The organism is Sulfitobacter sp. L-8 (assembly GCF_056859255.1).
Genome location: NZ_JBSXOD010000056.1, coordinates 349,567 through 362,704, shown reverse-complemented (window position 1 = coordinate 362,704; position 13,138 = coordinate 349,567). Strand labels below are relative to the sequence as shown.

Sequence of the window (13,138 nt, the reverse complement as noted above, 5' to 3'; positions counted from 1 at the left end):
AAAAAGCAATCACCGACTCCCACCGCTCCGGGACGAATCTGCTGCGTTGCCCTTGCCCCAAACATCACTTTGAGCGATAGCTGCGGTGCAATCAGGGGGCTGCCATGAAAATCGCTACGTTCAACATCAACGGTATCAAGGCCCGTATCGCCGCGCTGCCCGAATGGCTGGACGAAGCACAGCCCGACGTCGCCATCCTGCAAGAAATCAAGTCCGTCGACGAAGGCTTCCCTCGGGAATTGTTCGAGGATCGCGGCTATAATGTTGAAACCCACGGGCAGAAATCATTCAATGGCGTCGCGATCCTGTCAAAGCTCCCGCTCGAGGATGTGGTGCGCGGCCTGGATGGGGATGAAACCGATGAACAGGCCCGATATATCGAGGCCACCGTCGTGGGTGACAAGGCGTCGGTCCGCTTGTGTGGATTGTACCTGCCCAATGGCAACCCGGCACCGGGACCAAAGTTCGACTATAAATTAGCCTGGATTAAGCGTCTGGAACAGCGCGCACGTGCCTTGTTAGCAGACGAAACGCCGTTCCTGATGACCGGAGATTTCAACATCATCCCACAAGCAGAGGATGCCGCGTCGCCTGCGGCGTGGCGTGACGATGCCCTGTTTCGGTTTGAAACGCGCGAAGCGTGGCGCAGATTGCTTGCGCTTGGTCTGACCGACGCATTTCGGGCGCGCACCCAAGGCCCCGGACATTACAGCTTCTGGGATTATCAAGCCGGTGCCTGGAATCGCAACAACGGCATCAGGATCGACCATTTTCTGCTAAGCCCTGCGGTTGCGGACATGCTAAAAGACTGTCAGATCGACAAGGAAATTCGGGCGCGGGAAAAACCGTCGGATCATGTGCCGGTCTGGGTCGACTTGGATTTCTAGAACCCCCGACACACCCGTCCCGGAACCGTTGCTCAGGCTTGAAGCTCGGCGTCCCAGTACAGGAAATCCATCCAGCTTTCGTGCAGATGGTTGGGCGGGAACCTGCGCCCCATGTTGCGTAGTTCTTCCGCTTGGGGTTGGCGGGGTGGTTTGCGCAGATGAAACCCGGTGTGATGCAGCGCCTTCGAGCCCTTCTTGAGGTTGCACGGGCTGCACGCGGCGACCACGTTTTGCCAGCTTGTGACACCGCCCGCCGCACGCGGTACCACGTGATCAAAGGTCAGATCGCCGCGTGCCCCGCAGTATTGGCAGCGAAATTCGTCGCGCAGAAATAAATTAAAGCGCGTGAAGGCCACGCGCTTTTGAGGTTTGACATAATCTTTGAGAACAACGACCGACGGGATTTTGATCTGCATCGACGGGCTGTGAACGTAGTCATCGTATTCGGCCACGATATCAACCCGGTCAAGCCATTTGGCCTTGATCGCTTCCTGCCAGGGCCAAAGCGACAGCGGATAATAGGACAATGGCCTGTAATCCGCATTCAGCACCAGGGCCGGTCTGTGTTTCAGCCCAGCTGGGCTTCGGGTGAATTCGGTTCTAAAATCGCCGTCCATCGTATTGATAAGCCCCTTGCCGTTCCGCGTCCGGTCCGGCAGGACAGCCCCACCGATGGGACTGACTATATCTCGTGGTTTGCGTCTGACAAGCCGCAAATGGATACAAGATGTCGCAGTACTGGGGACCGGGACATAACGCGGTGGTGAGGTAACACCTCACCCGTTTGAGGTACCCGCCTCGGGGGCGCAAACTTGCCCCCAATCGCCCTGTACGATGTCGTTACAAACTTAGTTTATCGCGCATGAACGCTAGTGCAACGCTTAGCCCGTCGGGCGCGATACCGTGGCCGGTACCCTTCATGATATGAGCAAAAACGTCGGTCCATCCGGCTTCCTGCAAAGCTTCGGCAGCTTCGGGCAGTGATTGCGGCGGTACCACGTCATCCACATCACCGTGAACCAGCAACACCGGAGGCCGCGAGATAGCATCGTCCTTCAGGCTTTCGGGTGATAACAGCCGCCCCGAAAACGCGACGATGCCCGCCACCGCATCTTCGCGACGCGGTGCCACATGCAGCGCCATCATCGTGCCTTGGGAAAAACCGAACAGGACAACCTGTTCGGGCAACAGATCCTCATCGACCATAAGTGCATCAAGAAACGCGTTCAGGTCCTGCGTGGCTTGCACCATCCCGCGTTCGGCTTCCTCTTCCGATGAATTATCGATCCACGGGATCGGAAACCACTGGAATCCCATCGGGGCACCGGCGCACGCTTCGGGGGCATCGGGTGCCACAAACAGCGTGTCAGGCAGGTGCTCTCCCAACGGGTCGGCCAACCCCAGCAGGTCTGCGCCGTTGGCACCATACCCATGCAAGAAGACCACCGCCGACCGCGTTTCACCCGACACTGGTTCCCGGCGCTCTGCGTTTAAAATTCGTGTCATGATATGCCTTCCCGTTGTTTTGCAATCCGGTAGTACGAAAACAATGTGCGGGCTGCAACCGATCGCCAAGGCGACCAGCTTTCAGCCATCGCCGCCAACTGCTTCGGCTTGGGTCGCTCTGGCAGATCAAACAGGATTCGTGAAGCCTCCTGCAAGGCCAAATCGCCCTCGGCGAAAACGTCGGCGCGGCCCAGTGAGAACATCGCGTAAATCTGTGCTGTCCATAACCCCACGCCCGGTACGGCCGTCAGCGTCTTGATCACATCTGCATTCGGGGCGTGGCGCAGGGCGGCATAGTCGATCCGTGCGTCTGCAAGAGCCAAGGCGTAGCGGATTTTCTGGCGGCTCAGACCGGCGCTGCGCAACCCCTCCTCGCCCGCAGCCGTGATCGCCGCTTCGTCGGTCAGACCTGCCGCGTCCATCTTGGTGCGCATCGCATTGGCCGATGCCACCGATACCTGTTGGCTGATAATCGCCCCGATCAATGCGTCAAATCCGTCGTTGCGCAGGCGCAGTGGCAGCGGCCCGGTGGCTTTTAGGGCTGCGGCAAACTGCGTGGACCGCGCCGCCAGCCACGCCGCCCCCTCAGCGACGTCAGCATCACAGGTGATGATACGCCCGGTGGTCATAGGGCATTCAGCCATGCCACTGCGGCCCGCGCGGTGGCAAGCTGCCGTGCCCCTTCCGGCGGTGGAGGGCGATCAATCACGATTGCCCGCAATCCCAGTTCCAGCGCTGCATCCAGCTTGGGCCGGCTTGGTTCACCGCCTACGTTGCGGCACACCAATGTATCAACGTCGAGCCGACTAAACAATGCCGCTTCCTGTGCCCGGGTGTACGGGGGACCCCCATAAACGGCTTCGGCGAACCCGGGCAGCGGGCTGCGGGTGCCGGCGCGCGCCTGACGCAGGAACAGCTTGCGCCCCGTAAAGGGTGCATATTCGTCGATGGTCCCGCGCCCGGTGGCTGCGAACACCCGCGCCCCGATGGGGATCATGGCTGCGGCCTGTGCAACCGAAACGGCGCGTTCGGCAGGCGGCTTGATTGTCCAGGCGGGTCGCAGCAAACGTGCATAGGGCAGACCTGACCGCCGCGCCGCATCCTCGGCGATGAGCGAGACATCCGCATCAAAACCGTGCCCGGCATCGCAGATCGCCGTAATACCGTTGTCAGCAAGATAGCGCTGCATCTGCGCAGAACCGTCGGGGGTCCAAATCTGCGAAGGGACGCTCAGGGGGCCAAAGCTGCGCTCGACCCGGCGCAAGATCGCCTGCGCGGATAGGTTGGAACCTGACAGCGCAGTGGCAACATCATGCGCCTCGGCACTGCCGGCAATCAAAAGAATTCTTGGCTTGCGTGTCATGGCGCGATGATCGTTTAGCTGTCTTGCGGGCGCAAGGGGCTTGCAGCGCCTCAAGCCGCGGTCTACGCATTCGCAATGACAGCGATTGATGATACCCGCGCCAAGCGAAACGTCACCGTTCTGGTGACCGCACAGGCATTTCTTGGCAGCCAAATGCCGATGTACTTTGTCATCGGAGGATTGGCAGGCCAACAGCTTTCTCCCAATGCCTGCCTTGCAACCTTGCCTATTTCGATGATCGTGTTCGGGTCAATGACCACCGCGCCGTGGTTGTCCACGGTGATGCAGCGGCTTGGGCGGCGCCCGGGGTTTGTCACCGGTGCTGCCGGGGGTATGACGGGGGCCGCGATCTGCGCCTATGCATTGACCGTCCAAAGCTTTGGGTTCTTTCTGCTGGGAAGCTATCTTTTGGGCATCTATATGTCTTCACAAGGTTTCTTCCGTTTCGCGGCAACCGATACGGCGTCGGATGAATTCAGACCCAAGGCCATTTCGTATGTTATGGCAGGAGGGCTGATCTCGGCGATCATCGGCCCGCAACTCGTGGGCATGTTGACCGGGGTCAATGGGGCCGCCACGGTGATGCGTTTCTTTCCGGTTTACGTGGCGGCGATCGTATTGAATGCAATCGGCATGGCACTGTTCGCCTTTCTCGACATTCCCAAGCCACCTGTTCCCAGTGTTGATGCGCCCAAGGGCCGCACACGCACGCAGCTATTGACCACCCCGCGCATCGCTGTCGCGGTGATCTGCGGCATGGTGTCCTATGCGCTGATGAACCTGGTGATGACGTCGACGCCCCTGGCCGTCGTCGGTTCTGGATTTGACATTGTCGACGCCTCGCACGTGGTGACAGGTCACGTACTGGCGATGTATGCGCCATCCTTTTTTACCGGCCATCTCATTGCGCGGTTCGGCGTTGAAAAGATCGTCGGTCTCGGCCTCGCCATTCTAGCGTTGGCAGGGGTGGTCGCGCTTCAGGGTGTCGACCTGAACAACTTCTATATCGCGCTGATCCTGCTTGGCGTAGGCTGGAATTTCGGTTTTATCGGTGCAACGTCGATGCTGGCTGGAGCGCATGCCCCGCACGAGCGTGGCCGCATGCAGGGCCTGAACGATCTGCTGGTGTTTGGCGGCGTCACCTTTGCATCGCTGGCCAGCGGTGGGCTCATGAACTGTTCAGGCGGCGATCCGATCCAGGGCTGGTCCGCCGTTAACATGGCGATGATACCATTTCTGGTGTTGGCCGGCGGGGCACTGCTCTGGCTCATGTTTCGCCGCCCCACACCCTCTCACGCGTGACCGCGTCCTACCAGCGGCCGGAAACCGCCCGCCATGACAGCACAAAGCGGTCCAGCGGCGGCAACTGTGCCTCTCTTACGCGCGCGGGTCGCGCGATCGCAGCCCGTAAAACTCTGGCGCTGGCCGCGACGGAGTACATTGCAGGTCTGGCGGCTTTGGAAACCTTGCCACGACTGCGACGGGCGCGATCCAACCGTTTCAGCGCCCGATCGGCCAACCTTGCGACACCCGCTTCGGTACCGTCAAGCAAGGGAACCCGCCCAAGCTCCACCAACCGCGGTATCGCAAGCAGCCAAGCGGCCACGCCTGCGCCATAAGCGGCATCGCGTACCGTAGCTTCATCCGCTTGGCCCAAACGCCGGGCTGCAACCCACATCAGGTTCCCGGCGGTCTGGTCTATATACGCGTCGAAATGTGCGTCATCTTCAAACGGATCACGGTAAATATCCCAGCGTCGGGCAGCAACCAACCCGTCAAGCAACCCCGCATCGTCAGCGGTGATCGCCGCAGCAAGCGGAGTGGCGACCTCGTGGCGGCGTACCGTTTCGCCGTTGGCTATTTCTTCGCAGACATCGCGCCACCACTGCAAACGCATTTCAGCGATCATCGCTTCCTGCGTGACCCAGGGGGCACGTGCCACTTCTATGTTGAACGCATAAAGCGGAAACAACACGCGCCGCGCATTCAACGGGGCCGCCATGGTGGCACGGAATCGCAAAGAGTCCGCCCGCTCAACGAGCCCAGCACAGGCAACCAGATCGGCGTCAAATTCCATCAAATCAACTCTCTATCCGTTGCTGTCGCGGATCAGTTTCCAGCGGATCGCATCCAGCAGTGCCTCGAACGAGGCATCCACTATGTTCGCCGACACGCCCACCGTCGACCAGCGTCGGCCCTGCCCGTCCTCGCTGTCGATGATGACACGGGTCACCGCCTCGGTCCCGCCTTGGGTGATGCGGACCTTGAAATCCACCAGATGCATGTCCTCCAGCAATGCCGAATATTGCCCAAGATCCTTGACCAGCGCTTTGGAAAGCGCATTCACCGGACCGCGGTCACAGCCCTCGGCATCCATGCTCTCACTGACCGACAGACGCTTTTCACCATCTACTTTCACGACGACAACGGCTTCCGAGAGGCTCACCATCTGGTTGTACTTGTTCTTGCGCCGTTCAACAGTGACGCGGTAGCGCTTTACCTCGAACAAGGCGGGCATCTGCCCCAGAACCTTGCGCGCCAGCAGCTCAAAGCTCGCCTGGGCGGTATCATAGGCATAGCCCTCGGCCTCGCGGGATTTGACCTCATCCAGAATCCGCGCCAACGCCGGGTCGCCTCTGGTAATCTTCAGCCCTGCACCTTCCAGACGTCGCCGCAGGTTTGACTGGCCAGCCTGGTTCGACATCGGAATGATGCGCGCATTGCCTACCAGTGACGGCTCGATATGCTCATAGGTCGATGGATCCTTGAGGATGGCACTGGCGTGCAGCCCCGCTTTATGCGCAAAAGCCGACGACCCGACAAAGGCCGCCTGCTTCATCGGGACACGGTTGAGAATTTCATCCAGCGACCGGCTGATCTGCGTGAGGTTGACCAACCCGTCCGGCGTGACCCCGGTCTTGAAACAGCTGGCATAGGGTTCTTTCAGCAGCAAAATCGGTATCAGCGTCGTCAGATTGGCATTTCCGCAGCGCTCGCCCAGACCATTCAGGGTGCCCTGGATCTGCCGCGCGCCGGCGTCAATGGCGGCCAGCGAACAGGCGACCGCGTTTTCGGTGTCATTATGCGTATGAATGCCCAGATGCGCGCCGGGGATTCCCGCCGCGATAACCTCTGCGGTGATGCGCCCGACCTCGGCAGGCATCGTGCCGCCGTTGGTGTCGCATAGCACGATCCAGCGCGCGCCCGCGTCATGAGCCGCCTGGATCGCGCTCAAGGCGTAATCAGGATTGGCGCGGTAGCCATCAAAGAAATGCTCCGCATCAAAAAGCGCCTCGCGCCCTTGCGCAACAACGTGCCTGACAGACCGCGCGATATTGTCGGTGTTCTCGTCCAGCGTGATCCCCAGGGCCGCCGACACGTGGAAATCATGGGTCTTGCCGACAAGGCACACGGCCTTCGTGCCCGCATTCATCACCGCGGCAAGCACATCGTCGTTTTCAGCCGAAATACCGTTGCGTTTGGTCATGCCAAACGCGGTCATGGTGGCACGCGTCGCAGGTGCTGTCTCAAAAAACGCGGAATCCGTCGGGTTCGCGCCGGGCCAGCCGCCTTCGATATAATCAACGCCAAGCGTGTCGAGCGCATTGGCGATGCTGATCTTCTCGGTGGTCGAAAACTGCACCCCTTGGGTCTGCTGCCCGTCACGCAAGGTGGTGTCGTAGATATAGAGGCGCTCTTCAGTCACGTCCTACCCCCAACTTCATTTTGCCCAATAAACTCCGGGGAGCGTGAGGGGCTGGCCCCTCACTCCGGCAATCGCGCACTCGCGCCGCCCCCGCCTGAGTCCACGTCATTTCAGCGCCTCGAGCTTCGCGGGATCAAAGTCAGCAACAAGCTCCCAGCCCGATGTGCCATCCTTCCGGTCTGTGACCCTGATGCCGGCCCCCAAAAGCCCGTCGCGGATACGATCTGCTTCGGAAAAATTTCTTTCGCTCTTGGCCTTGGCGCGCGCACCCATCAAGTCGTTCACGGTATTTGCAACCATCACGTTAATCTGCTCGGTCATTGCCGGAATGCTGCTTTTTTGAAAATACTCAAAATCAGCAGCTGGTAGGCCAAGATATCGTGCCGAAGCAACGAATTGCTCCATGTTTCCGTCCTTGAACAGCCGGTGCAACACTGAAATCGCCCCCGGCGTATTCAGGTCTTCCGCAAGACAATCCATCACGTCGTTGTCGATATGCTTGCGATCGAATTCGCTGGCAGCAGTGTCACTGACAATCGATATCCGGTCGGGGTTATTCCATTCGCGCAGCGTCTTTTCGGCCTCGTCGCGCTTCTTGTCGGTCCAGTCCATCGGCTTGCGGTAATGGGTGCTGAGCATCACGAAACGGATCACCTCGCCCGGCACACCCTGATCCAACAAGTCGCGCACGGTGAAAAAGTTGCCGAGCGATTTGGACATCTTCTTGCCCTCGACCTGCAACATTTCGTTGTGCATCCACACATTGGCAAATTCGCTTTCAGGGTGTGCACAGCAGCTTTGGGCGATCTCATTCTCGTGATGCGGGAACATCAGGTCATTGCCGCCGCCGTGGATGTCGAAATGCGCGCCCAGCAACTCGTACGCCATGGCCGAGCATTCGATGTGCCAACCCGGACGACCCCGCCCCCACGGACTGTCCCATCCGGGCGTATCAGCGTCTGACGGTTTCCACAGAACGAAATCCATCGGGTTGCGTTTGTAGGGGGCGACTTCGACCCGAGCGCCAGCAATCATATCGTCGATCGACCGGCCAGACAGCGCACCGTATTTCTTATAGCTTTCGACGGCGAACAGCACGTGGCCTTCGGCGGCATAGGCATGACCCTTGGCAATCAGCCCTTCGATCATCGCGACCATCTGGGGAATATACGCGGTGGCACGCGGCATGTGGTCCGGCTCGAGAGCACCGACACCGGCCATGTCCTCCAGAAACCACTGCGTTGTCTCATCCGTGATCTGGCCGATCGACCGCCCGCTTTCCGCGGCGCGCGCGTTGATCTTGTCATCCACATCGGTGAAGTTGCGCACATAGGTGACGTGATCGTTGCCATAGACATGGCGCAGCAGCCGGTTGAGCACGTCAAACACGATGACGGGGCGCGCGTTGCCCAGATGGGCGCGGTCATAGACTGTCGGTCCGCAGACATACATCCGCACGTTCTTGTCATCGATGGGCGTGAAAACCTCGCGCTGGCGGGTTTTGGTGTTGTGCAGCTTGATCGTGGTCATGTGGCGCGTCCTTACGCAAGGATGGCGCGGGCATGGCACAGAAATCTCGGGAAGAAAACGTTGTGAACAGGCCCGCCGGAAGGTCTTAGCAGGAAATACAGCAAATAATGAGTGTGTTCGTGTTCATACTGCTTGCGTAGCCCGAGCATGGCCCGAGGGTCAAGCCTGATTGACAAATCACCTTTGCTCTGCGCCCCTGCGTCCTTCATCTGGAATAACGGAGGCAGGCCATGCAACTTTCATCACGCATAACAGATCTACTTGGTGGCGGTTCTGACGGCTGGGGTGTGTTTTTAAAGGCCCGCCGCATGATCGGTGACGGCGTATCGGTTACCGAACTGACCATCGGCGAACACGACATCCGTACCGCCGCCCCGATCTTGCAGGAAATGCACCGTGCGGCAATTGCCGGCCATACCGGCTATGCCGCCGTGCCCGGTACCGACAGCCTGCGCGACGCGGTGGCGGTACGGGTCCGTGAACGCACCGGCGTTTCCACGACGCGCGACAATGTGCTGATCACCCCCGGCGGGCAGGCTGCCTTGTTCGCGGCGCATGTGGCTGCGTGCGACCCAGGTGACACCGCGCTTTATATCGACCCCTACTATGCCACGTATCCCGGCACGATCCGGGGTGTCAGCGCGGTCCCACAGCGCGTGCCGGCCCGCGCCGAGGACGCGTTTCAACCCCGGCCCGAAACCATCGCCGCCGTGGCTGCCGGGGCTAAATCGCTGCTGATCAATTCACCCAACAACCCGACCGGCGTCGTCTATTCCCGTGCCACCTTGGAAGGTATCGCGCGGGTATGCATCGACCACGATCTTTGGTTGATTTCGGATGAAGTATACGACACGCAAGTCTGGACCGGCGAGCACGTGTCGCCACGGGCCCTGCCTGATATGGCGCATCGTACGCTTGTCGTGGGATCCATGTCCAAGAGCCATGCAATGACCGGGTCTCGCTGTGGCTGGATCGTCGGCCCGGTCGAGGCAATTGAACACCTCACCAACCTGGCCACGCACACTACTTACGGCGTGCCGGGCTATATTCAGGACGCGGCTCTGTTCGCCCTGTCGCAAGGCCCCGAATTCGAAGCGGAAATAGCCGCCCCGTTCGCGCGCCGCCGCCAGCTCGCCCGAGAGATCCTTGCCGGTCAGAACGCTGTTTCGCTCGTCCCCGCGGATGGTGCAATGTATCTGATGCTCGATATCCGCAGCACCGGCATGACGGGCGAAGAATTTGCCAATGCGCTGTTGGATCAACACCATATCGCGGTCATGCCGGGCGAAAGCTTTGGTGACGCCGCTGCGGGTCACATCCGTGTGGCGATGACGATCGAAGACGGCGAATTCGGCAACGCTGTCAGCACATTATGCAAATTTGCTGAAGAACGCGCCGCATAAGAAAAGGCCAGGTGCTAACAGCTCCTGGCCTTGGCCCTTTCGGGTGCATCACACTGCCCGATCACGTGACAACGTATCATCATGTGACTGTCTGGCTCGGAAATGTCGCTGAAGACATCCCCGAGCGTGCAATGCTACATGCGCTTTAGAAGCGGTAGGAGCCACGCAGGTTGAACGTTGTCACGTCAAGATCTGCACCGGCAGTGTTGTTGATGTCGGTGAATTTGTTTTCCAACAGTTCGGCACCCACGGTGTAACGGTCGGTGACTTTGTATGCCATACCGATACCATAGAACGCGCCATCTTCGTTGCCAAAGGATGTGTCGGCACGAGCATAACCACCGGTTGCGTATACCAGTGTGTTACCAAGATCATAGCCAGCTTTCAGTTTGGCACGTGACATGGAATCAAGCTGAGCAACACCGTTGTTCAGGTCCATGTTGGTCTTGTCATAATCAAGTTCGCCACCCAGCACGAAGCGACCGAAGTCATAGTCGTAACCGGCGTGGAAACCATACGAACCGTTGTTACCGTCCAGGGCACCCGGACCGTCCGCATCGGAATAGCCCAACTGCAAACCAGTGTAGAAACCGGTCCAGTCGCTACCCAAATCTGGCGCAGGCATTGGGGCCATCATTACAGGCTCAACCACTGGCTCGGCAAGGCTGCCGGCATAAGCGCCGCCAGTAAATGCGGTGGAGGCCAGAACTGCGGCGGAGGCGAATTTCATAGTGCGTTTCATTATCATAACTCCTCGATAAAAACGTATCCGAGCGGGCGTTTCCCACTTCAACGACACAACGCTGCACCTAGGATCTGGTTGCGATTTAGCCCAATCACAGATTGGTGATCGGAATATTGTTGCCGATTTGCGTCACCGCTTTTTGGGTGTCGATAGCGTCAAAGGCAATCATGGCAGGTCGTTAAAGGCTTTTACGTCGCAAACAGGATAGAAGCGCCGAATTTATTTTCGCAGCATTGGAACCATCAAGGAGGGTGCCGTATGGAAACAAAGCGTTGCATAGCTATCTGCGTTGCCCGAACCATCGGCGCAGAACGAGGTCGCGCAGCACGGGGTGCACCTCTCCAAGGGACTGGAATGTAGCTTTTCAACCTTCCCAACCTTGGATCTATCCCATGACCATTCTTACTCCTCATCGCTCAGGTGGTCGCGCCGCCCGCCGTGCTGCGCGTGCCGCCCCATTAGCCGATCACCTGCGCCCGGTGCGCCCGGGACAGTCTGGCGGCACTTACACTCCGTTGACCCAGGCCGGCATGGACCGGATCCATCAAGCCGCGCTCGATGCGCTGGAGCAGATCGGGCTTGCCGACGCACCGCCATCCGGCATCGCCCATATGACGCGCGCAGGTGCCATCCTTGGTGATGACGGCCGGGTGCGATTCCCCCGGGCGCTGATCGAAGACGCCATTGCCAAGGCCAACCGGTCTGTCACCCTGCATGCACGTGACCCCAGACATGACCTGCACCTTAGCGGCACCAAGGTTCATTACGGTACCGCCGGTGCGGCTGTGCATCTGGTTGATGTGGACGGACGAACCTATCGGGAATGCGGGGTGCAGGATCTTCATGACGCCGCGCGGATCTGCGACCAGCTCGACAATCTGCACTTTGTTCAGCGCCCCATGGTGTGCCGCGATATTCCCGATAACCTCGAGATGGACCTGAACACGATCTATGCCTGCTGTGCCGGTACCACCAAACACGTCGGTGTTTCTTTTACAGAACCCTCTTTCGTGCCGCATGGCCTCGAGATGCTGCATATGATCGCCGGCGGCGAGGACAAATGGCGTGAACGACCTTTTGTGTCGAACTCGAACTGTTTTGTTGTACCGCCGATGAAATTCGCCACAGAAAGCTGCCTGGTGATGGAGGCATTGATCGAAGGCGGCATGCCGATCCTGTTGCTTTCGGCTGGTCAGGCCGGTGCGACCGCCCCTGCCCCCATCGCCGGTGCGATCGTTCAAGCCGTCGCCGAATGTCTTGCCGGGCTGGTTTATGTCAACGCGATCAAACCCGGTCACCCCGCGATCTTTGGTACCTGGCCGTTTGTCAGCGACCTGCGCACCGGTGCCATGTCAGGGGGATCTGGCGAACAGGCCCTGCTGACGGCCGGTTGTGCCCAGATGCACCACTACTACGACCTGCCCGGCGGGGCGGCGGCGGGAATCGCGGACGCCAAACTGCCGGACATGCAGGCAGGATGGGAACAGGCGATGTCGAATGTCATGGCCGGCATGTCGGGCTTGAACATGGTCTACGAGGCAGCGGGCATGCACGCGTCGTTGTTGGGGTTTTGTCTCGAATCGCTGATTTTGGGCGATGATCTGATCGGACAGGCGTTGCGCTGCGTACGCGGCATCGAAGTCACCGAGGACAGCGTCAGCCTGGAAGTGATGCGAGCGACATGCATCGGCGGTCCGGGTCACTATCTGGGATCGGACCAGACGCTGAACCTGATGCAGACCGAATACATCTATCCCGCGCTCGGTGATCGCACCTCGCCCAAGGAATGGGCCGAACTGGGCAAGCCCGACCTGATTGCAAAGGCAAAGGTTCGCAAGGACCAGATCTTGTCAGAGCGGTCAGCAGCGAGGTTCGACCCGCAGACAGACCAGATGATACGTGATCGGTTCAACATTCATCTGCCTGCATAAAACAATGCACCACCCTGTGGCCTTCATCTGTTGATGTGCTAAATTCCCGGCCACAGGGGTCACGACC

At 59.5% G+C, this 13,138-nt stretch carries 12 protein-coding genes; 4 read left to right on the top strand and 8 right to left on the bottom strand.

Annotation, left to right across the window (positions count from 1 at the left end):
- The first annotated feature begins 104 nt into the window (after positions 1-104).
- Positions 105-887 carry an exodeoxyribonuclease III gene (xth, locus tag AC13DE_RS18425; protein WP_446297094.1) on the top strand — a complete coding sequence of 261 codons (783 nt, stop codon included), beginning with the start codon at positions 105-107 and terminating at the stop codon, positions 885-887.
- Between the two features lie 32 nt (positions 888-919).
- Here xth and AC13DE_RS18420 read toward each other — a convergent pair whose 3' ends face one another.
- From AC13DE_RS18420 to AC13DE_RS18405, 4 genes are all read right to left on the bottom strand, one after another.
- A complete protein-coding gene (locus tag AC13DE_RS18420; protein ID WP_446297097.1) occupies positions 920-1,504 on the bottom strand; it encodes an HNH endonuclease in 585 nt (194 codons plus the stop codon).
- A gap of 223 nt (positions 1,505-1,727) precedes the next feature.
- Positions 1,728-2,393, bottom strand: coding sequence for an alpha/beta hydrolase (locus AC13DE_RS18415; protein ID WP_446295075.1), 666 nt, complete (start codon positions 2,391-2,393; stop codon positions 1,728-1,730).
- On the bottom strand, positions 2,390-3,022 hold the full coding sequence (locus AC13DE_RS18410; RefSeq protein WP_446295074.1) for a DNA-3-methyladenine glycosylase family protein: 633 nt from the start codon (positions 3,020-3,022) through the stop codon (positions 2,390-2,392). The genes AC13DE_RS18415 and AC13DE_RS18410 overlap by 4 nt, the downstream gene beginning before the upstream one ends.
- On the bottom strand, positions 3,019-3,756 hold the full coding sequence (locus tag AC13DE_RS18405) for a precorrin-6A/cobalt-precorrin-6A reductase (RefSeq protein WP_483048655.1): 738 nt from the start codon (positions 3,754-3,756) through the stop codon (positions 3,019-3,021). The genes AC13DE_RS18410 and AC13DE_RS18405 overlap by 4 nt, the downstream gene beginning before the upstream one ends.
- Positions 3,757-3,831: 75 nt before the next feature.
- Here AC13DE_RS18405 and AC13DE_RS18400 point away from each other — a divergent pair, with 75 nt between their 5' ends.
- Positions 3,832-5,058 (top strand): MFS transporter, encoded by a 1,227-nt coding sequence (locus AC13DE_RS18400; RefSeq protein ID WP_483048654.1) that lies wholly within the window; start codon positions 3,832-3,834, stop codon positions 5,056-5,058.
- Positions 5,059-5,065: 7 nt separating this feature from the next.
- Here the strand turns inward: AC13DE_RS18400 and AC13DE_RS18395 are convergent, their stop codons facing one another.
- The 3 genes from AC13DE_RS18395 to cysS form a co-directional block, all read right to left on the bottom strand.
- Positions 5,066-5,833: a squalene/phytoene synthase family protein gene (locus AC13DE_RS18395; RefSeq protein WP_483048653.1), complete on the bottom strand. Its 768-nt coding sequence runs from the start codon at positions 5,831-5,833 to the stop codon at positions 5,066-5,068.
- Between the two features lie 12 nt (positions 5,834-5,845).
- Entirely contained in the window at positions 5,846-7,462 is a 1,617-nt protein-coding gene (gene cimA / locus AC13DE_RS18390) for a citramalate synthase (protein WP_483048652.1), read from the bottom strand.
- Positions 7,463-7,567: 105 nt separating this feature from the next.
- The gene (gene cysS / locus AC13DE_RS18385) at positions 7,568-8,992 is read right to left on the bottom strand and encodes a cysteine--tRNA ligase (protein WP_483048651.1); all 1,425 of its coding nucleotides are present in this window, start codon (positions 8,990-8,992) and stop codon (positions 7,568-7,570) included.
- A gap of 230 nt (positions 8,993-9,222) precedes the next feature.
- Here cysS and AC13DE_RS18380 point away from each other — a divergent pair, with 230 nt between their 5' ends.
- Positions 9,223-10,395 carry a pyridoxal phosphate-dependent aminotransferase gene (locus tag AC13DE_RS18380; protein WP_483048650.1) on the top strand — a complete coding sequence of 391 codons (1,173 nt, stop codon included), beginning with the start codon at positions 9,223-9,225 and terminating at the stop codon, positions 10,393-10,395.
- A gap of 145 nt (positions 10,396-10,540) precedes the next feature.
- On the opposite strand, the gene AC13DE_RS18375 is transcribed toward AC13DE_RS18380, so the two are convergent.
- Complete coding sequence (locus tag AC13DE_RS18375) at positions 10,541-11,137, bottom strand: outer membrane protein (RefSeq protein WP_483048649.1); 597 nt, start codon at positions 11,135-11,137, stop codon at positions 10,541-10,543.
- A gap of 395 nt (positions 11,138-11,532) precedes the next feature.
- Here AC13DE_RS18375 and AC13DE_RS18370 point away from each other — a divergent pair, with 395 nt between their 5' ends.
- Positions 11,533-13,071, top strand: coding sequence for a trimethylamine methyltransferase family protein (locus tag AC13DE_RS18370; protein ID WP_483048648.1), 1,539 nt, complete (start codon positions 11,533-11,535; stop codon positions 13,069-13,071).
- Positions 13,072-13,138: the final 67 nt, after the last annotated feature.